17 protein-coding genes are annotated in these 20,137 nt (G+C 46.6%); 11 read left to right on the top strand and 6 right to left on the bottom strand.

What is annotated here, in order from left to right:
* Positions 1-343 precede the first annotated feature (343 nt).
* Together yidC and FN124_RS03830 are read left to right on the top strand one after the other, a co-directional pair.
* The gene (gene yidC / locus FN124_RS03835; protein ID WP_142683457.1) at positions 344-2,194 is read left to right on the top strand and encodes a membrane protein insertase YidC; all 1,851 of its coding nucleotides are present in this window, start codon (positions 344-346) and stop codon (positions 2,192-2,194) included.
* Between the two features lie 83 nt (positions 2,195-2,277).
* The gene (locus FN124_RS03830; RefSeq protein ID WP_142683456.1) at positions 2,278-3,210 is read left to right on the top strand and encodes a M20/M25/M40 family metallo-hydrolase; all 933 of its coding nucleotides are present in this window, start codon (positions 2,278-2,280) and stop codon (positions 3,208-3,210) included.
* Here the strand turns inward: FN124_RS03830 and FN124_RS03825 are convergent.
* From FN124_RS03825 to FN124_RS03805, 5 genes are all read right to left on the bottom strand, one after another.
* Positions 3,207-3,827, bottom strand: a complete 621-nt coding sequence (locus tag FN124_RS03825) for a SprT-like domain-containing protein (protein WP_142683455.1) — start codon at positions 3,825-3,827, stop codon at positions 3,207-3,209. The two genes, FN124_RS03830 and FN124_RS03825, sit on opposite strands and share 4 nt — an antisense overlap.
* 5 nt (positions 3,828-3,832) lie before the next feature.
* Positions 3,833-4,219: a hypothetical protein gene (locus FN124_RS03820; protein ID WP_142683454.1), complete on the bottom strand. Its 387-nt coding sequence runs from the start codon at positions 4,217-4,219 to the stop codon at positions 3,833-3,835.
* Positions 4,212-4,436 (bottom strand): AtpZ/AtpI family protein, encoded by a 225-nt coding sequence (locus FN124_RS03815; protein WP_142683453.1) that lies wholly within the window; start codon positions 4,434-4,436, stop codon positions 4,212-4,214. The genes FN124_RS03820 and FN124_RS03815 overlap by 8 nt, the downstream gene beginning before the upstream one ends.
* Positions 4,405-4,827, bottom strand: coding sequence for a bactofilin family protein (locus tag FN124_RS03810; protein ID WP_142683452.1), 423 nt, complete (start codon positions 4,825-4,827; stop codon positions 4,405-4,407). Before FN124_RS03810 ends, FN124_RS03815 begins: the two co-directional genes overlap by 32 nt.
* 68 nt (positions 4,828-4,895) lie before the next feature.
* Positions 4,896-5,300: a hypothetical protein gene (locus FN124_RS03805; protein ID WP_142683451.1), complete on the bottom strand. Its 405-nt coding sequence runs from the start codon at positions 5,298-5,300 to the stop codon at positions 4,896-4,898.
* Between the two features lie 267 nt (positions 5,301-5,567).
* Between FN124_RS03805 and porW the strand changes: the two genes are divergently transcribed.
* Together porW and FN124_RS03795 are read left to right on the top strand one after the other, a co-directional pair.
* Positions 5,568-8,654 carry a type IX secretion system periplasmic lipoprotein PorW/SprE gene (porW, locus tag FN124_RS03800; protein ID WP_142683450.1) on the top strand — a complete coding sequence of 1,029 codons (3,087 nt, stop codon included), beginning with the start codon at positions 5,568-5,570 and terminating at the stop codon, positions 8,652-8,654.
* Positions 8,655-8,818: 164 nt separating this feature from the next.
* Entirely contained in the window at positions 8,819-11,200 is a 2,382-nt protein-coding gene (locus FN124_RS03795; RefSeq protein WP_142683449.1) for a penicillin-binding protein 1A, read from the top strand.
* A 279-nt stretch (positions 11,201-11,479) separates the two neighbouring features.
* On the opposite strand, the gene sucC is transcribed toward FN124_RS03795, so the two are convergent.
* Complete coding sequence (gene sucC, locus FN124_RS03790; protein ID WP_142683448.1) at positions 11,480-12,691, bottom strand: ADP-forming succinate--CoA ligase subunit beta; 1,212 nt, start codon at positions 12,689-12,691, stop codon at positions 11,480-11,482.
* Between the two features lie 128 nt (positions 12,692-12,819).
* On the opposite strand from sucC, the gene FN124_RS03785 reads away from it, so the two are divergent.
* The 7 genes from FN124_RS03785 (at position 12,820) to FN124_RS03755 (ending at position 20,135) form a co-directional block, all read left to right on the top strand.
* Positions 12,820-13,641, top strand: coding sequence for a purine-nucleoside phosphorylase (locus FN124_RS03785; RefSeq protein ID WP_142683447.1), 822 nt, complete (start codon positions 12,820-12,822; stop codon positions 13,639-13,641).
* Between the two features lie 73 nt (positions 13,642-13,714).
* Positions 13,715-15,634: a putative porin gene (locus FN124_RS03780; protein ID WP_185937077.1), complete on the top strand. Its 1,920-nt coding sequence runs from the start codon at positions 13,715-13,717 to the stop codon at positions 15,632-15,634.
* A gap of 81 nt (positions 15,635-15,715) precedes the next feature.
* The gene (locus FN124_RS03775) at positions 15,716-16,105 is read left to right on the top strand and encodes an HYC_CC_PP family protein (protein WP_142683445.1); all 390 of its coding nucleotides are present in this window, start codon (positions 15,716-15,718) and stop codon (positions 16,103-16,105) included.
* 92 nt (positions 16,106-16,197) lie between these two features.
* Complete coding sequence (locus FN124_RS03770; protein WP_142683444.1) at positions 16,198-16,743, top strand: heavy-metal-associated domain-containing protein; 546 nt, start codon at positions 16,198-16,200, stop codon at positions 16,741-16,743.
* 14 nt (positions 16,744-16,757) lie between these two features.
* The gene (locus FN124_RS03765; RefSeq protein WP_142683443.1) at positions 16,758-17,621 is read left to right on the top strand and encodes a hypothetical protein; all 864 of its coding nucleotides are present in this window, start codon (positions 16,758-16,760) and stop codon (positions 17,619-17,621) included.
* Between the two features lie 3 nt (positions 17,622-17,624).
* Positions 17,625-18,197: a helix-turn-helix domain-containing protein gene (locus tag FN124_RS03760; protein ID WP_142683442.1), complete on the top strand. Its 573-nt coding sequence runs from the start codon at positions 17,625-17,627 to the stop codon at positions 18,195-18,197.
* Positions 18,198-18,599: 402 nt separating this feature from the next.
* Entirely contained in the window at positions 18,600-20,135 is a 1,536-nt protein-coding gene (locus FN124_RS03755) for a L,D-transpeptidase family protein (RefSeq protein WP_260607436.1), read from the top strand.
* The last annotated feature ends 2 nt before the right edge of the window (positions 20,136-20,137 follow it).

Here is a 20,137-nt window from a genome sequence, read left to right as displayed (position 1 = left end):
ATTATTATTATCTTTTTCAGGATTAAAATGATCACGCCAATTATCTTTTTGTGATCCAGGAGATATATGAATAAGTGTTATTATGTGTTTTATTATATTTCCTTTATTCTTCTAAAATCCAAATGATCAAATCAAATTAATCAGTATAATCAGCGTAATCCTGAGCCAGACAACCTTCGCACAATCGCCGAAGGCGATCGTATTCGCTTTGATCCTCAATGTAATACGCATCTCCTTTACTTATTTATTATTTTAACCGCATTTAACAGGGGTTTCACCTAAAAAGCATGGTCATTTCATAAAATCCTGCTTACCTTTGCTGCCTAAATTTTAATTGCATTTCATGGATAGAAATTCGGTCATTGGGTTTTTACTGTTGGGCGTTTTGCTGGTAGGATATATATTCTTTAACCAGAAACAACAGGCAGGAGCCGCAAGGGAAAAAGCCAGGCAAGATTCCATCGCAGAGCTTAACAAGCCTAAAACACCTTTAGCTGATACTGTCAGCCTTGCTGCCGCCGCCGCAGGAGGACAGCTGGATTCAGCCCACCAGGCGCTGTTAAACGGTGAATTCGGCACATTTGCCGCTGCCGCTACCGGCAATGTGCAAAATACAGTACTGGAAAACGACGTGGTAAAGATCACTTTTTCCAATAAAGGTGGCCAACCGGCAAGTGTACAACTGAAACAATACAAAGCTTATGATGGCGGTCCGCTGATGCTGGTGGAAGGCTCGTTTAACCGTCTTTCGGTAGAAGTGCCAGCCAGCTTAACAAAAATGCTGAACAGCGCGGATCTGTTCTTCACCGCCGGCCAGCCACAGGAAGGTGCGGGTGGTGTAAAAACAATCGCTTACCGTCTTAATACCAGTAATCCTGCTTCTTACCTGGAGTTTATTTACTCCCTGAAACCAGGCAGCTATCTGGTGGATTATACTATCCATGCGGTTGGTTTGCAAAACCTGCTGCCGGGTAACCAGAATTACCTGAGCCTGCAGTGGAATACCCAGGAAGATAAACAGGAGCATGATATAGAAAACGAGCGCCTGAACAACCAGGTGCACTATATGCTGGAAAATGACAAGCATGATTACTTTACCCTTAACCGTACCAGTCATGAAAAACTGGAAAACAAACTGAAATGGGTAAGTGTAAAACAGCAGTTCTTCAATACCACGCTGATTGCTAAAAAGGAACTTTTCAATAATGTGGATGTAAACACGAAAGTTCCTGTAAGCCCTAATATCGTAGGACAAACCTTCAGCACCATACAGATCCCGTACAACCGCGCCAACGATTTCTCCTTCCCGGTTGAAATCTATTATGGCCCTAACCACTATAAAACACTGAAATCTTTTGATATTGGTCTGCAGAAGATCATCCCGCTGGGTACCGGTATCTTTGCTTTTGTGAAGTATGTGAACATCTTTATTATCATCCCGGTGTTTAACTTCCTGAGCGGATTTATCAGCAACTACGGTATCATCATCATCATGCTCACCATTTTCATTCGTTTGCTGATCGCTCCTTTTACTTACCAGAGCTATGTTTCCCAGGCGAAGATGAAAGTGCTGAAACCTGAAATTGATGAACTGAAAGCGAAATACGGCGATGATCAGCAGGCATTTGGTGTAGAACAGATGAAGCTCTTTAAGAGCGCCGGCGTAAATCCGCTGGGCGGATGTTTACCTGCGTTGCTGCAGCTGCCTATCCTGGTGGCGATGTACAGCTTCTTCCCGTCGTCTATTGAGCTGCGCCAGGAAAGCTTCCTGTGGGCAAAAGACCTGTCTACTTACGATTCTATCCTGAACCTCGGCTTCAACATACCGTTCTACGGCAACCACGTGAGCCTGTTCACCATCCTCATGACCATCACCAGTTTGATCCTGGCCTTCTACAACCGTGGAATGACCGATCAGAGCAACCCGGTGATGAAGTATATGCCTTATGTGATGCCGGTAATGCTGCTGGGTATCTTTAACCGTCTCGCTGCGGCGCTTACCTTCTACTATTTCCTGTCTAACGTGATCAGTATCCTGTTACAATTCGTGATCCAGAAGTTTATCATTAACCATGATAAGATCCACGCGCAGATCCAGGAAAACAAAAAGAAACCAAAGAGCAAATCCAAATGGCAGGAAAAACTGGAAGAGGTCCAGAAACGCCAGCAGGAAATGCAACAGAAGAAAAAGTAGGATTAATACAATCTGAACATTTCAATGATATTTTTTCGCAGAAGGCTTCCCCTTAAGGAAGCCTTCTCTATTTTTGGACGGATATGATAAAGAGATGGATTTTATTGATGTGCGCTGCCGGCTCAATCACGGCCGTACAGGCACAGGATACCATTCCTGATGCCGCAAGGATACAGGGAATAGTGAACTACCTGGCTTCTGATAAGCTGAAAGGCAGGGGCACCGCGGAAAAAGGAGGGCAAACCGCCAGCCGCTATGTAGCCAAACGGTTTAAAAAACTGGGATTGCGGCCGGTGAATGGCGGCAGTTTCTTCCAGGATTTTACATTCGACAGGAAAGCGCATAAAAACATTCCCAGCCGGAATGTGATCGGGTACCTGGATAACGGGGCCGCACGTACGATTATTATTGGCGCCCACTACGATCACCTGGGAACGGCCGCATTATTTGATGGTAAATATCCGGTTGGCGAAATCCACAACGGCGCGGATGATAATGCTTCCGGCGTAGCCGGCCTGCTGGAATTGGCCAGGCATTATGTGAAAAACCGGGGCAAAGAACCGTTTAACTTTCTCTTCATTGCTTTTGGCGGGGAAGAGCTGGGACTGCAGGGATCAAAATACTACACCGCGCATCCATTGATGCCGCTGGATAAAATGCATTTCATGCTCAATATGGATATGATAGGGCGTTATAACCCGGAAAGAGGAATTGGTATTGGTGGCTATGGCAGTGCGGAAGAATGGCCCGCCGTATTTAAGGAAGTGCAGCAACCCGGTATTAAGTTCTTTACAGATGCGGCCGGGAAAGGCGCGTCCGATCATCACAATTTCTATGTAAACGGAGTGCCGGTGATGTTTTTTCATACCGGCGGGCACGACGACTATCACAAGCCCACTGATGATGCGCCAAAGCTCCAGGCAAAAGCAGAAGCGGAAATCCTTCAGCTGGAAATCCAGCTGATTAACCGTGCCATGGCTTACCCGGTGTTGCATTATGTAGGGGAGAAGAGCTAGGGAATAAGCTCCACTTCGTATACAGGACTGAAAAGGAACCATTTTTTAGACGCTATCTCTTCACAGCGGTAGCGTTTTCTTATTTTCTCCCCCCTGCGGAATACGCGTCCATCTTTGGTTTTAAACAGGCCATGTAACGGTACCTGCTCAACGAAGAAATGATTTTCCCTTTGCCGGTCGTAGTTTTTCAACACCCGCATCAGGTTTTCATCGGCGCAGGAGCTGGCAGCAGGATTGGCCATACTTTGGCGCACGGCGGCTTCCACATCGGGAGGCAGCAGGTTCTTTCCTACAAAATCGCGCAGGATAAAAGAAAATTCCTGTTTCCATTCTTTGCCATGTGAGGCCACCCTGTTGGCATATTTATTAAAAGTGGTGAGATGTGCAATTTCGTGCAGCAGGGTAAGGAGGAATGCATATTTATTCAGGGAGCCATTCACGCTGATGCGGTGACCTTTACCCTGGCCGTCGGGGTGCCGGTAGTCGCCAAGTATACTGGACCGTTCGCGTGTAACAGTCAGGTGTACCTTATAGGTAGTAAGAAAATCCATTACCTGTCCGAAAGTCCCTTCAGGCAGGTAGGACGCTAAAGCATTTAAAGGCGCCTCTTTTTTCAAATAGATTACTTTTTTAGCCTGGTCAGCCGGAAAAGGCTGATTGTTTCAAATACAGTATATACCAGGTACAGGAACAACAGCATGAAAATAGTCAGCTTGCTTACGTTGGGCTTATAAATAAGCACATAAACAGCGATGCCTATAACGCAAAGAAAGAGTTTGCTGAGGGTGGCGCCATAAACGGCCCTGATAAAGGCATTGTGGTTGGAGGAAGCGAGTCCCCGGCGGCTCATCAGATAAGACACCAGGGAGATAACAGCCATGATCAGGTTACCGGCCATCAGCACATTCACATGCGTACCGAGGTCCAGCAACCTGGGTTTGAATATGATAACAAGTCCGTTTAAAATTCCAAAAACTGCGAATAACCGTATAAAAAATCTATCACTCATTCCGTCGGGTGTCTTTTATAATTTGCCACAAAAGTATGGCTAATGCAACTAAAGAAAAAATGATCAGGAAAACCGGGAACCGCCAGCCTATCCAGTGGTCCAGTTTATATCCTGCAAATACACCCAAACCCAGCGTGGTCATCATCTGGAAGGCCAGGCCGGCGTAACGTAACAGCGGATTCCGGTTATTCTGCTTCCTGGAGGACGGTTTTTCCATGTTTCTGATTATCAGCCGGCTGCTGATCGTCCATGTAGCAGCGGCCATTGAACTTAGCAGTAGGCTCCATTTCGAAATGAGCGGTGTATACATCACCTTTCACCAAAGCATTTCCTTTCAGGAACAGTAATTCATCCACCTTGATGATGCCTGTTACCCGACCCAGGATATCAGCGCTCTGGCATATCAGGTCGCCGGTGATCTCCCCTTCAGGACCCACCACTATTTTAGCTTTTGTAGATACCAGCCCGTTTACCTGGCCATCGATCCTGATGTCGCCTTCACACACAATATCACCCTGGATAGATGTGCCATTGCCTATAATGTTGACAGTTGATGTAGGCAGCATGGCTTTGTTGTCGCCTTTCGATTTCTGATTGTTATTAAACATAGGGAATCAGGTTTTTCAAGTTTAGTGTGTAATTTAAATAAATATATATAAATTTTTTTATTTATATATTAATAGGTACTGTTATCTACAGCAGGCACCTTTAACATAGTGGTGTCCACTTTCCCGTTAAAGGCGCCGTTAATCACCTGTTTGATATTGTTCAGGTACTGGTCGCGGGCGTTGATGGCGGTTTCCAGCGAGTCCGCCCTCATTTTAAGATGGATAAATTCTTTCCTTTGCTTCAGGTCTCCGTAGCCTGGTATGTAATACCGCAAAGGCGTAAACACTACGGTAGCCACTGTAATGGCCACCAGTAATACAAAAAGGGTACTAAAGGCTATGTACACGCTCATCCGGGATAGTTTGAACGAGGTCACTTCTTCATAGGTATCATCATTCATAATTACCAGACGGTATTTATGACTCAGTTTCTCCAGGTTTCGTCTGCTGTTTTTATTACCCTTCTTAGCCATGTTTTGCGGTACTTCTTAAAGAACACTGTTTCTTTTAAGGCGGGCTAAAGTTAATCATTATTGTAAAATAGGAAACAGTGTTTTACGGATTACCGGCAGAAAGAGGGGTTTTTATCTGAAAACCAGGAGGTTAAAATATATCCTTTGTTGGAAAAAAGTCGGCAGCACTTCTCCCGCACTCATATTCAATCAACTATTTTATCCTATCTTTAAAATATTTTTTCAAACTATAAGTTATATATATTTAGCCTATACACCCTGGCATCCATGAACTGCATCAAACTGCTACTAAAATATCTGGGAATAATAGTATTGTCATTTTGCCTGGTTTTGCCGGCTGCCCGGGCACAAAATAAGCCTCAGCAAACAAATCCCCAGGCCCCCAATAAACAGCAACAGCAGCAAAGACCTGTTGCCAAGCCCCTTTTTAAACCACGTGAACAACGGGTACAGGATCGCCGTCCCCCTTCCGAAGTAATGCTGGAAAAAAAGAAATGGACCTGGAAAAGACAATTCTTCCAGAACATGGCTACCCGGTTCAATTATTACTTTCATGCCAGGGTGAAGCTCGACAGGGTGGTGAAAACCGCTAACCGGGACGGACAGGACAACTACAACATCCTCCTGCCGTTTTACCCCTTCAGCCTGCAGAGCCAGGGTTTCAGCAAAGGGGAACTGGATTCCGTTATCGATAAAACAAGCATGGCCATCCAGCTTCACGATCCCCGCGGTAAATGGATCGACGACTGCTTCCTGCTCATGGGACGCGCCTACTTCTATGAAGGAGACCTGGAAAACGCCAATAAAACCTTCCAGTATATCAATATCGCTTTCGCCCCGAAAACAAAGTCGGAGTACAAAACAGTAGTAGGTGCGCACGAAAATGACCAGATCTCCATCGCCACCAAAGAAAAAAGAAAAGGCTTCTTCGGTCGCCTCAAACATACCAAAGCACGTAACGATGCCTTCCTTTGGAGAGCCCGTACCCTGTTGGAACAAAAGGAATATGATGAAGTACAGGCGCTGCTAAACATCCTGAATACGGATCCGAATTTCCCGCACCGCCTCGATGGCGACCTGGCGGAAGTACGCGCCTACAGCCATTATATCCAGAAAAGATACCCGGAAACCATAGAGCCGCTGAAAGTGGCCATCGATAAAAGCCACGATAAAGTAGCCAAAGCCAGGATGTCGTATATACTCGGCCAGCTCTATCTTCAGCAGCAACACCCGGATTCCTCTCTGGACCAGTTCCGTACGGTGATCCGCATGAAACCCGATCCCATGATGGACTTCCAGGCCCGGTTACAGATTGCCAGAACCAATGCGCAAACTACCGGTAATGTGGCCGCCAGCATTGCAGGGCTCCGCCGTATGCTCCGGAAACAGCGGTTCGAGCGCTTTCGCGACGGGATCTATTATACCATGGGCGTTCTTGAATACCCTGATCACCCGGAGGCCGCTCTCAGCTATATGAAGCAATCACTGAAAATACCCAGTGACAACCTCATGCAACGCGCCATTACCTACAAAGGCATGGCCGATATTTACTATGACCTGCGTAACTACACCGAAGCAAAGAAATATTATGACAGCACCGCGGGCGTAATGACCAAGGACTTTGTGGATGCGTCTACAGTGGAAACCCGCAAAAATGTGCTCACGGAAGTGGTAGCCCGGCTAGAAACCATTCACCGGGAAGACAGCCTGCAGCGGTTAGCCGCCTTATCTCCCTCAGACAGGAACATCGTACTGTCGAAAATGGTCGCTGCAAGGGAAAGCGAAGCCGCCGAAAAGAAAAAGAAAGAGAAACTGGCCGCCGCCAATCCCCAGGAAAACCCTGCCGCTTTCAGCATGAGCGGAGGTACCGCCTATTCGCCAAAAGAGGAGACAGGCGACTGGTATTTCTATAACTCGGCCAGTAAATCGGCCGGCTATTCGGAATTCAAACGCAGGTGGGGCAGCCGCCAGTCTGTAGATAACTGGCGCCGCAGCCAGAACGGCGTGGTTAATGCCACCAACAGCAATGGCCCTATAGAAATAACAGAAGAAACAAAATCAGTTACCCTGGGTGAAGTGCCACCAGACAGCGTTAGCACGGAAACACTGGCAGCGGGCCTGCCACTCACGCCGGAGAAACTGGCTGCCTCCCAAAAAGCAGTGCAGGATGCCTGGTTTGACCTGGGTAAACTGTATTACGATAAGCTGGAAAATTATTCCCTGGGAATAGAAACCTACGACTCCCTGCTGATCCTCTTCCCGGATCACCCCCGTAAGCCGGAGGTATTATATTCCCTGTATGTATGGCATGGAAAACAAAATCATACCGCCCAGGCGAATCACTATAAAGCAATGGTACTGAACCAATACGGCAATACCAACTTTGCAGATATTATCCGTTCCGGCGGGTTGAGGGATATTGATGCCCAGAAAAAGAAAGAGATCAGCGCGGCCTATGACGCAGCTTATGAAGCTTTCCGCAAGGGCAATTATGCGGAGTCTATGGCCATGAAGAAGCAGGCCGACAGTACCTTCGGCATCAATTTCCTGCAGTCTAAATTCGACCTGCTGGAAGCCATGCTGATCGTGAAAACCGATACATTGTTCGCTGTAGACAGCCTGCGGGCCGGAGATACCCTGCAGCTGTCGCGCAAGGCTGTGCAGGCCGTGCTTACCAAATACGCTGCAGATGAACCTGTGCGCAACCAGGCTCAGGCCCTCATGGATGCCCTGAACCACCGTGCGGAACTGACCGATTACCTCGCCAAACTGGAGGTAAGGAAGAAAGACGCCAATGGCGTATTGCTGGATGAAGACATTTCCATGCGTTATCCCTGGCAGAACCCGCAGCCCGTGCTGGCTGACAGGATCAATACGGCAAAAGCGCCGGCAGATTCCGCTAAAATAGCCGCCGGGGTAACCGGCACATTGCCGGCTCCAATGGCCACCGTTGCACCGCCCAAACCGGTCACCCCTTATAAATTAACGGCTGATAACCCGTTTTTCGTGGTGCTCTCTTTCCAGCGCGTGTCTAAAGAACTGATGGATGAAGGGCTTAACCAGTTTACCCGGTATAATGCGGCCAAACATGCGGCAGATAAAATTGAAGTAGGCAGTTTCGTGCTCACCCCCAATGATGTGATGCTGATATTCCGGCTTTTCCCTAACGAAGACAAGGCCCTGGCCTACTACGATGAGATCCGGGATGAAGCCGCCTCTAACATCATCCCCCGGATCAGGCCTACAGAGTACAATTTCTTTGTGATTTCCAGGGATAATTTCATCCTATTAAACAGTACTAAGGACCTAACAGGCTACCGCAAGTTTTTTACAGATAATTATGTGACCCAGTAAGTATTTTTGGAATTTTAAATAGCTTTGTCGGTCAGACTGTCACAAAACAGGCTTATTTATTGCGTATTGACCTTATCGGGAAAATCATAGCCAACAGATAGTGTTAAATCATTTCATATAAAAGAATTCAGGCAAATCTGGCCATAAAACAAATTAACTAGCGCATGAAAAAATCGGTGAAAATATTGTGGCGGGTGGCTTTTGGTATCTTAGCATTCCTTGTTCTGTTAGTTTTACTCATTAACTTCCGGATCATTGGCAGTATGCCATCACTGGAAGAACTGGAAAACCCGCGGGCAGCACTGGCCGCAGAGGTGATTGCCGACGACGGTACCATTTTGGGTAAATACTACCAGGTAGACCGCTCCAGCAGCGACTATAATGAGATCTCCAAAAACGTGATCAACGCGCTGATAGCAACAGAAGAAACCCGTTTTTATGATAATTCAGGTATCGACCCAAAAGGCACACTGGCCATCCCTTTTTACTTGCTTATTGGTAAAAAACGAGGATCCAGTACCATCACCCAACAGCTGGCACTGAACCTGCAAACGGATAACCTGGGAAAAACGCGCTCCGGTAACCCTATCGGCAGGGCCTTCCAGAAAATACAGGAATGGATCATCGCTGTAAAGCTGGAAAGGAACTTCACCAAGCAGGAGATTCTTACCCTGTATCTGAATACCGTAGCTTTCGGGGATAATGTATATGGAATAGAAAACGGGGCCAGGACTTTTTTCAGTAAAGACGCCGGGCACCTGTCCATTGAAGAAGCCGCCATCCTGGTGGGAATGCTGAAAGGCAATACCCTTTACAACCCGCGCAGGAATCCGCAAAATGCCCTCCTGCGCCGCAATACCGTTATCAGCAACATGCAGGAAGCCGGTTTTATTACCCCGGCCGAGGCGGCAGCTGCCAAAAGCAAGCCTATTGTACTGCATTATAACAAAATTGACCATAACAAAGGATTGGCTCCTTATTTCAGGGAAGTGTTGCGGGATGAGCTGAAAGGCTGGTGCAAAACACATAAGAAAGCCGATGGGTCTGAATATAACCTCTACCGCGACGGGTTGAAAATATATACCACCATCAACCCTAGAATGCAGTTATATGCAGAAGAAGCTGTGGCCAAACACCTGGCTGTACTGCAAAAGTCGCTCTCTGCACAAAACGATGTAAAAACAGGCAGTGTTTGGAAGAAATGGCCCAAATACCTGGATCAGTATATGAAAGAATCTGACCGGTATAAGGCTATGAAAGATGACGAAGCAGACGATTCTACCATTGCACGGGCGTTCAATACCCCTGTGAGAATGAAGGTATTTGGCTGGAGAAGTTCTACTGAACCGGACCTGAATGAAATAGATACTACCATGACCCCGCTGGACTCCATTAAATATATGCGCGCTATTTTACAGGCGGGCTTTATGGCAATGGACCCCGAAAGCGGAGAAGTGAAAGCCTGGGTAGGCGGACCGGATTTCCGTTATTTCAAGAACGACCACGTGGCTAAAACCCGCCGCCAGGTTGGTTCTACCTTTAAGCCTTTCCTGTATTGCTTTGCGATCATGAATGGTATGTCGCCCAATACAATGCTGCCCAATGAGCCCATCTCCATCAACGGATGGACGCCACATAACTCGGAAGGAAGCACCGGTGGTACCATTACCATGGCTGGCGCGCTTGCCAAATCACTAAACCTGGTGGCCGCCTACCTCATCAAACAGATTGGCGCCAAACCGTTTGCTGATTTTGCCAAGAACAAAGTAGGCTTTACCAGCGATATTCCTGCTTACCCTGCCATTGCACTGGGCGCCGTGGAGTTATCGCTTTATGAGCTGATGCAGGGATATACCATGTTTCCTGCCAGGGGAATTAACACCAAGCCTATTTATATTACCCGTATTGAAGACAGGAACGGCAATATCCTTGAAACATTTGCACCGGTAAAACGTGAAGTGATCAGTGAAAGGGAATCTTATACCATGGTGAAGATGATGGAAGGAGTGGTAGCGCCCGGAGGTACCGGTGCGCGTATCCGTTCCCGTTTCAACATCCAGGGCGAAATAGCCGGTAAAACCGGTACTACCAACGACAATACCGATGGCTGGTTTATGGGCTATACACCGAAATTACTGGCAGGTGCGTGGGTAGGCTGCGAAAACAACTTTATCCACTTCAGCACTACAGCCATTGGGCAGGGCGCCAATACGGGTTTACCTATCTGGGGTTATTTCATGCAGAAAGTATATGCCGACCCCACCCTGAAGATCAGCTCCAATGATCATTTCCCGGTGCCGCCGAATATGAGTGAAGACGATATTTACATGAATTACGATTCCAACGTAAAACCCGGCGCCGAATCAGAAAACGTGGGCAACGGATCTGCAGATGACTATGGCTCCGGCGATGTCAGCGATTACGCCACACCTGGCGCCGACAGCCAGGAACCTGCTCCGGCAAAGCCGAAAGAGGAGCATAAGGACAATAAAGAAAACAAACCCAAGGCTACCATGCCGGCCCCGGCGCCTAAGAAAGGAGAGTAGGGCGGATTTTGTCTTGGAACACTGATTACGCTGATTTTGCTGATTAGTTTGATTTTATTTTTTAGACTTTATAAAATTAAGGGAGGTAGATGCGATATCAGCATTTATCTCCCTTAACTATTTATAAAAGCCTGAAGTGAAAACCTGTAAATAATTAAGGGAGATAAAAGCAAACCTTCGCTTTCATCTCCCTTAAATATCTATAAAAAATTCAAAAATAAAATCAAACTAATCAGCAAAATCAGCGTAATCAGTGTTCCAAGACAAAATCCGCTGCGATCAGCTAACCGCTTTGTTCACCAGGGCAGCTGCTTCGCTGAGCAGGATAGCTGACTGTACTTTCAGACCGCTTTCTTCGATCAGTACTTTGGCTTCTGCAGCGTTAGTACCCTGTAAACGGACGATAATAGGAACGCTGATGTTACCAATGGATTTGTAAGCATCAATAACACCCTGGGCAACCCTGTCGCAACGCACAATACCACCAAAGATATTGATCAGGATAGCTTTAACTTTTGGATCTTTCAGGATGATACGGAAGCCTGCTTCCACGGTTTGAGCGTTGGCAGTACCGCCTACGTCCAGGAAGTTGGCTGGTTCACCGCCGCTCAGTTTGATCATGTCCATGGTAGCCATGGCCAGGCCGGCGCCATTTACCATACAGCCTACGTTACCATCCAGTTTTACAAAGTTCAGGTTGTATTTGCTGGCTTCTACTTCTGTAGGATCTTCTTCAGAAATATCGCGGAGCGCTTCCAGGTCGGGATGACGCATCAGGGAGTTGTCGTCCAGGTTTACTTTGGCATCAACGGCAATGATCTTGTCGTCACTGGTTTTGAACAGCGGGTTGATTTCCAGCATGCTGCAATCCAGTCCTACGTATGCGTTATAGAGGTTGGTCACAAATTTCACCATGTTTTTGAACGCTTCACCGCTCAAACCGAAGTTGAAGGCGATGTTACGTGCCTGGAAAGGCTGCAGGGTCATATTTGGCTTTACCCACTCTTTAAATATTTTCTCAGGAGTGCTGTGTGCTACCTCTTCGATATCCATACCACCTTCAGTGGAATACATGATAACGTTCTGGCTTTTAGCACGATCCAGCAGGATAGACAGGTAAAATTCCTTTACCGGGTTAGCGCCTGGATAGTAAACATCCTGCGCTACCAGTACTTTGTTTACAAGTTTACCGGCTTCGCCGGTTTGAATGGTCACCAGGGTGCCTCCCAGGATATTTCCTGCTATGTTTTTAATATCTTCTGCATTTTTTCCTACTGCCACACCTCTCTGTTCCGTACCACGGATCTTACCCTTTCCGCGTCCACCCGCATGAATCTGGGCTTTTACAACGGCAAATTCATTACCAAATTGCACTTTCAGCTGCTTATATGCTTCCGCAGCCGCTTCAGGGGTATCCACCGGAATACCTTCCTGTACCGGTACATTATATTTTTTCAACAGTTCTTTAGCCTGGTACTCGTGTAAGTTCATCGGAATAAAATTTGCCGCTAAAATAGGTCATTATGATTTAAATATAAAACTGCAGTCATTTGTGAATTAAAAAATAACTTTGCGCGGGTTTGTTTTTTAAACCCGGCTTTTAATTAACGTATAAACAAATGAGTGAACTAACAGCAAGGATCACAGCAGCGGGGGAATATATCAGCAAATTCTGGCAGCATAAGCCGGTGGCAGGGATTATACTGGGCAGCGGCCTGGGCAACCTGACCGCGGAAATTGAGGACAGCATCGAAATTCCATACAGCAACATACCCCATTTCCCCGAATCAACGGTGGAAGGGCATTCAGGCAAACTAATCCTGGGGCATATGCAGAGAAAGCCGGTTGTGGCGATGGCAGGGCGTTTTCACTTTTATGAAGGGTTTTCCATGCAACAGGTAACTTTTCCGGTGCGCGTTATGAAAGCCCTGGGTATCCATACCTTGTTTATTTCCAATGCCGCCGGGGGAATGAATCCATCCTTCCAGGTAGGCGATCTGATGATCATCAGGGATCATATCAACCTGCAGCCGGAGCATCCGCTGCGCGGTAAGAACGAGGACTCACTGGGCCCCCGTTTCCCCGACATGAGTGAGCCCTATGCCAAAACACTGATCGAGGCAGCAGGTAAAATTGCTGCAGCCAACAATATATCTTTGCATAGCGGCGTATACGTAGGGGTTCAGGGGCCCACCTTTGAAACCCGGGCAGAGTACAAATACATGCACATCATCGGTGGCGACGCTGTAGGAATGAGCACCGTACCTGAAGTAATTGTAGCGGCACATGCCGGTTTGAAAGTATTTGCCATGAGTGTGATCACCGATATCGGTATCCGTGAAGAAGAAAATGTGATCACCCATGAAGAAGTACTGGCAGCTGCGAAAGCGGCAGAACCCAAGCTTACGCTGATATTTAGTGAATTAATCCGGCAACTATAAACGCTTTTGTTACTTTCGGATGAGGCAAATTTTCATTTCCATAGCCCTGCTGTTCTTGTGCGGGAATCAATTAATGGCCCAGTTCAACTCTGGACGCTTCGGTAACATGGGCGGCGGTGGCGGCGGTACCAGCAAAATGCAGCGGGATACCTCAAAACATGAGCATGAACCGGATACGCTGACATTAACCTACCGCATCCTCGGTGAGCCCACCGATTATAAGCTCGACTCGTCCATATCGGATTTTCAGACCAATTACCTGAGGGTGCCCTCTTCATACACCACACTTGGGAATACCGGTGGCGCCGCCTATAACATGATCTTTACACCACGCATGAAACCCGGGTTTGATGCAGGTTTTCATGCTTATGACGTATATTCCAACACGCATAAGGATGCCCGTTTCTATTATACCACACGCCCCTACACAGAGCTGCAGTACCTGGTAGGCAGCAAACAGGAACAGGTAATAGGGCTTTCCCATACGCAGAACAGGACGGAGCGCTTCAACTTTGCTTTCGACTACCGCAAAATCAATGCGCCGGGATACTATCGTTCGCAAAACACCAATCATGATATTTACCGCTTTACCGCCCGGTACCAGAGCAAAAACAAACGCGCCAATACCTACTTGAGCTTCTATTATAATAAGATCAACGGTGGAGAGAACGGGGGGATCCAGAGCGATACGTTCATGACCAACAATACTTTCAAGCAACGGAAAACCATCCCGGTAAACCTCGGTAACAGTGCTTCTACAACGTATGCCTTTTTCGGGGGCTCCATCCCGGTGAAATCCAATTACCGGGAAACCGGATTCCTGATCCAGCAGCAGTACGATTGGGGCCGGGGCGATAGTATCCATGTGAACGATACCACCGATTATTATAAGTACGACCCGATATTCCGTGTGCAGTACACCTTCAATTACCAGAACAATAACTATGAGTTCCTCGACTCCAGCCCGGATACCGCTTTCTATTCCAGCCACTATAATTTTTTACCCGGCGATACGGTAGCCTCCAAACACCAGTGGAAAATGATTTCCAACGACCTGTCGCTCATCCAGTTCCCGGTGCTTGGCAACCTGGGGCACTTCATTAATATAGGAGCGAGGTTTGAAAGTCTTACCGGCACCTTCCTGGATGCGGATATCAATTTCAGCAACCTGGCAGTACATGGCGAATACCGTAATAAAACCCGTAACCAGAAATGGGATTTTTCTGCAAGAGGTGAGTTTTATGTAGCAGGACAGAATATCGGGGATTATGGATTTTATGGGATGTTAAAAAGACATATCAACGATTTCCTGGGAGATGTACGCTTGTCGGTGAGCAACGTAAATAAGGAACCATCTTACGTTTTCAAGTATTTCGCCAGCACCAATGATGCCTGGTACAATACCAGCCTGTCCAAGGAAAATATTACCCAGCTGCAGTTTGCCACTGAGAATAAAAAGCTGGATTATACCCTGGCAGCCAATTATTTCCTGTTTACCAATTACACCTATTTCAGGGATTTTTATCACAGCGATCAGTATAACTCCCTGTTTAACCTGTTACAGATCACCTTTAGCAAGAAGTTCAGCATAAAACCGTTTTCCTGGTACCTGGATATCGCTTTCCAGCAGCTGCATGGCAACGGGCCGCTCAATGTACCTGCTTTCTGGACACGTAACCGGTTTGCCTTTGAGAAAAGATTGTATACGAACCTGAACCTGATGACGGGCATCGAGCTGCGCTATAACACCGGTTATTATGCAGATGATTATTCTCCGCTCACCGGTCAGTTTATTTACCAGAATAGAGCGAAGATCAGCAATCCGCTCCCCGATATTGCCGCATTTGCCAATTTCCGTATCAAATCCTTCTCTGCCTATGTACGCGCAGAAAACCTGAATACTTTTATTGGCAACAACAATTATGCAGGGCCGCTATACCCATATAATAACTTCGCCTTCAGGGTAGGGCTCAGATGGTGGTTTATTAATTAACTTTTGTATCTGACTATATGATGACCGGTATGGTGGCAACACGATACCGGTCATTTTTTTTATGTATCTTTGTAATTCATCATGAAGCAATTTTTTGCCATATTATTTGCCACACTGTATATTACGCTCACCAGCGGGTTTGCAGTAAACGTGCACTACTGCATGGGCAAGCTGGCGTCCATTGACCTGCAGGAAGCTCCGGCCGATCACTGCGGTAAATGCGGAAAGCCGGTAAAGGGCATGGACTGTTGTAAAGATGAGTTTAAGTTCTGTAAGGTTACCGAAACGCACCAGGCCGCAAAAGCCTTGCAATCCGATTTTGGTCCTTCCACAAACATGCAGCAGCCGGTAAGGATCTTACCTGCTTCCGTTTTGCCGGTGCAGGAAATGCTTAATGTCAGTCGTCCCCACGATCCGCCGGACATCCCGTTCGCACCTATTTTCCTCCGGAACTGCGCTTTCCTGGTCTGATACAGTTTTTAATGTAATGTTGGCTGCTGTCATACAGCATCCTTATTGCCTTAACTGTTATTATTCTTTTATTCAATTTTATTCATCAGACCATGAAAATAGTATCCATTATATTGCTCGCGCTGGGCTTATCTTTCGGCGCAAATGCTCAATTTAAGAAAGCCAGTGTTCACGCTACAGGCCTTACCTGCGCTATGTGCTCAAAAGCTACTTACGAGGCGCTGGAATCACTGCCTTTTGTTGATAAAATAGATACGGACCTTGATAATACCACCTTTGTGCTGATCTTTAAACCCGGGGTACCGGTAAGCATCGATGCCATAAAAAATAAAGTGGAAGATGCCGGGTTTTCTGTAGGTAAACTGGTAATGACTGCCAGCTTTGACGGGGTAAGCGTACAGAACGACGCACATGTGCCGTTTGCCGGCAGCACCCTGCACTTTATGGATGTGAAGAACCAGGTATTGTCGGGTGACAAAGATCTTACGGTGATCGACAAGGACTTTGTTTCTGCCAAACAATTTAAAAAATTCAGTACCGAAACCACTATGGCCTGTTATAAAACAGGTATGATGGGCGACTGCTGCAAATCTGACGGAGCTTCTGCTTCCAAAAGAATTTATCACGTCACCATTTAACAACTGGCCGGTATATGAAAAGATTTTTAATAACAGCCCTGGTCATCATGGCCGGCTATAGTATGGCCGTTGCCCAGGAATTATATGTGAATACAGAGCCAGCGAGCAACATGCCCGCCAACTCACTGGGCATCCGGCTTTCCAATAAGTTTTTTGACATGAAGCATTCCGGTGACAATGGGATGCGTTTTGAGCCGGAAGTGATGTGGGGCGTAAATAAAAAGCTCATGTTACATGTGCTTGGATATGCCTCCAACATGATGCAGCCATCTGTAAAACTGGAGGGCGGCGGCGTGTATGCCAAATACCGCTTCCTGTCGCTGGATCAGCAGCATGCGCATTTCCGTATGGCAGCCTATGTACGTGGCTCCGTGATCAATAACCCGTATTACCCGGAGATGCCGGATGGAACTCATGCCATGCGCCCGTACAACAATAAGGAATTGGACCTGGAAGGTGCTACCTCAGGCGTAAACGGAGGGATCATTGCCACACAACTGTTGCATAAACTGGCATTATCCACAACGTTGGGGTATTCCCGTTATATGAACAATGTGAAGGACAATATCCCGGACGAATTTTCCAGGAATGCGGTGAATTATAGTTTGTCGGCCGGCTACCTGGTGTTGCCCGTAAAGTATAAAAGCTTTCAGCAAACCAATTTAAACCTGTACGTGGAGCTGTTGGGTAAAACCAATACAGACGCAGCAGGCAAAGGCTCCTACCTGGATATTGCCCCGGCAGTGCAGTTTATTTTTAACAGCACTACAAGACTGGACCTGTCTTACCGCACCCAGCTAACCGGAAGCATGCCGAGGAATTCCTCCAACTCTTTTTTGATCAGGGTGGAGCATAACATTTTTAATATTAAAAAGTAACCGATGTCTACAACAGATCTGTTTATAAAGAATATGGTTTGTCCGCGTTGCATCAAAGTGGTTACTAATACTATTGCCGCGCAGCAACTGAGCGTTAAGGAAATACAGCTGGGTAAAGCAGTAGTAAACGGAACCGTTTCGGAGCAACAGTTACAGCAGCTATCAGCAGCACTTCAGCAGGAGGGATTTTTATTGATAGATGATAAAAAACAACAGCTGATCGCAGGCATAAAAAGTATTATTGTACAGGCAGTGCATCATTCAGAGCTGGATGAAATGAAGGAAAACTTTTCCACCTTACTGGCAGGGAAGTTGCAGAAAGACTATCATTATCTCAGTAATCTTTTTTCTGAAACTGAAGGTACTACCATTGAACAATATATTATTCAGCAGAAAATAGAGCGGGTGAAAGAATTACTGGTATATAACGAATTAAGCTTAAGTGAAATCAGTTACAAGCTGGGATACAGCAGTGTAGCACATCTATCGGCGCAATTCAAAAAAGTAACAGGTCTTACACCCAGTAAGTTTAAACAATTGAAGGCCCCTGAGCGTATACCAATAGACAAGATCTGAATATGCCGGGTAAAGAAATAAAAGTTAGTTGTTTTAGTTTTAGTTTAAAGAGAAGCTGCTGCACACCGTGGCTTCTCTTTTTAAAAAATCCGGACATGAAAAAAGTAGTTGCAGGTATATTAAAGTTTCTCCAGTCACTTTTTGTGAAGAAAGACTGCTGCAGGTAGGGAATAGGTGTAACCGCAGAGAAGTCCCAGGTTTCATCGCACAAAAATTTTCAGCACAGTATTTGTAAATTCCTATCTTTACCATAGCGATTTACTGCAGATGAAGAACAAAATTTTTATTATCAGTTTGTTATGCGGATCTGGAGTGTGCTTGTTGTTAGCCTGCGTCAATAAAAAAAAGCATACCGCCCCAAAACAAAAACAGATTGTAGCAAACATCAGACAGTTGGACGAAGTGATCACCGAGAGTATCACTGAGCGATTGTCGGCCCTGAAAGATAACGAAGGCGAACTGGAAGACAGTTTGCAATCCTTCCGACCTTCAGCAATACAGGAATTTTATGGCGCTGATAAACCGGCAAGCCAATGGTCAAAGAACGGGATTACCAATCCTGCTGCGGACTCCATGTTGTATATGATCCAGCATGCGGAAGACGTGGGACTGCTGCCGGGGCAATATCATGAGCCTGCGCTGACTGCTGCATGGGAACAGATCAGCAGCGATGCCACTGCAAAAAAAGATGCAGCCCTGTGGGCAAAAGTAGACGTACTGATGACGGACGCTTTCATGAAAATGGCATCGGACCTGCGTTATGGCGTTGCGCCGCGTGATAGCATTACTCTCAGAAAGGATTCAGCATTTACGGATGAACAACTCATTACACAGTTGAGGCAGGCGCTTGAAGAGAAGAATGTAACAGGTATCCTTCATTCACATGAACCCACCCATGAGGGATATCTTGCCTTGAAGGAAGGGATCCGGACATTCAAAGCCAAATATGCGGACTATCACTGGGATACATTACCACTTAATTATACAGATACGCTTGGCTTCCGTCAGCTGGTGTTCAACCGCCTGGTGCAGAGCGGACATCTTGATACCACCGGCCGTGAGCTGGATTCAGCGTTGCTGAAAACGGGTGTAAAAGCATTTCAGAAAGAGTTCAATATCTATCCGGATGGGGTGGCCGGAAAAAGAACGGTGATGGCCATGAACCGCTCTGCGCACGACTGGATCATGCAGGCGGCAGTAAACCTTGATCGCTGGCGCAAACTGCCAGACACATTGCCTTCCAGGTATATCCTTGTGAACCTGCCGGGCTATAACCTGAAAGTGGTGGATAGCGGGGAAGTGGTGCTGGAATCCCGTGTAATTGTAGGCACGCCGCGCACGCGTACACCGCTGCTCAATTCCTATATGACCAATTTTATGATGTTCCCTTACTGGCGCGTTCCTTACAGTATTGTATTTAAGGAAATGCTGCCGGCTATAAAGAAGGATATCGGTTATCTCGCTAAGAAGAACCTGGAAGTAATTGATAGGAATGGTAATGCAGTGGATCCTTATACCATCGACTGGTCAAAGCTCGGTAAAGGGCATTTTCCTTATGTGCTCCGGCAAATGGATGGAATTGACAATTCATTGGGCGTGATGAAATTCAACTTCAGGAACAAGTATAGCGTATACCTGCATGATACCAACAACCGCGGGCTGTTTAGGAACGCTATGCGTGCTATGAGTCATGGTTGTGTGCGGGTGCAGCAATGGGATAGCCTGGCGCAGTACCTGGTGCGTGCTGATAGCCTGAGACATAGTGGCGATAGTATCCGGGTATGGCTGGCACGGGAAGAAAAAAGACAGATAGATCTCCCTAAACATATTCCCATCTATCTCCGGTACTTTACTGCAGAGGGAAAGAACGGAGAGCTGGTTTTCTATGATGATATTTATGGAGAAGATAAAATATTAAGAAAGAAGATGAAGCTATAAAG

The sequence above is a fragment of the Chitinophaga polysaccharea genome (assembly GCF_902150045.1).
Lineage (GTDB): Bacteria > Bacteroidota > Bacteroidia > Chitinophagales > Chitinophagaceae > Chitinophaga > Chitinophaga polysaccharea_A.
The sequence above is the reverse complement of the archived record's forward strand: the minus strand, read 5'-3'. Positions and strand labels throughout refer to the sequence as shown.

Excerpts from the sequence above, each read along its gene's own strand:
- yidC (WP_142683457.1), top strand. The coding sequence starts at position 344 with ATGGATAGAAATTCGGTCATTGGGTTTTTACTGTTGGGCGTTTTGCTG.
- FN124_RS03830 (WP_142683456.1), top strand. The coding sequence starts at position 2,278 with ATGATAAAGAGATGGATTTTATTGATGTGCGCTGCCGGCTCAATCACG.
- FN124_RS03820 (WP_142683454.1), bottom strand. The coding sequence starts at position 4,219 with ATGAGTGATAGATTTTTTATACGGTTATTCGCAGTTTTTGGAATTTTA.
- FN124_RS03815 (WP_142683453.1), bottom strand. The coding sequence starts at position 4,436 with ATGGAAAAACCGTCCTCCAGGAAGCAGAATAACCGGAATCCGCTGTTA.
- FN124_RS03810 (WP_142683452.1), bottom strand. The coding sequence starts at position 4,827 with ATGTTTAATAACAATCAGAAATCGAAAGGCGACAACAAAGCCATGCTG.
- FN124_RS03805 (WP_142683451.1), bottom strand. The coding sequence starts at position 5,300 with ATGGCTAAGAAGGGTAATAAAAACAGCAGACGAAACCTGGAGAAACTG.
- porW (WP_142683450.1), top strand. The coding sequence starts at position 5,568 with ATGAACTGCATCAAACTGCTACTAAAATATCTGGGAATAATAGTATTG.
- FN124_RS03795 (WP_142683449.1), top strand. The coding sequence starts at position 8,819 with ATGAAAAAATCGGTGAAAATATTGTGGCGGGTGGCTTTTGGTATCTTA.
- sucC (WP_142683448.1), bottom strand. The coding sequence starts at position 12,691 with ATGAACTTACACGAGTACCAGGCTAAAGAACTGTTGAAAAAATATAAT.
- FN124_RS03785 (WP_142683447.1), top strand. The coding sequence starts at position 12,820 with ATGAGTGAACTAACAGCAAGGATCACAGCAGCGGGGGAATATATCAGC.
- FN124_RS03780 (WP_185937077.1), top strand. The coding sequence starts at position 13,715 with ATGGCCCAGTTCAACTCTGGACGCTTCGGTAACATGGGCGGCGGTGGC.
- FN124_RS03775 (WP_142683445.1), top strand. The coding sequence starts at position 15,716 with ATGAAGCAATTTTTTGCCATATTATTTGCCACACTGTATATTACGCTC.
- FN124_RS03770 (WP_142683444.1), top strand. The coding sequence starts at position 16,198 with ATGAAAATAGTATCCATTATATTGCTCGCGCTGGGCTTATCTTTCGGC.
- FN124_RS03765 (WP_142683443.1), top strand. The coding sequence starts at position 16,758 with ATGAAAAGATTTTTAATAACAGCCCTGGTCATCATGGCCGGCTATAGT.
- FN124_RS03760 (WP_142683442.1), top strand. The coding sequence starts at position 17,625 with ATGTCTACAACAGATCTGTTTATAAAGAATATGGTTTGTCCGCGTTGC.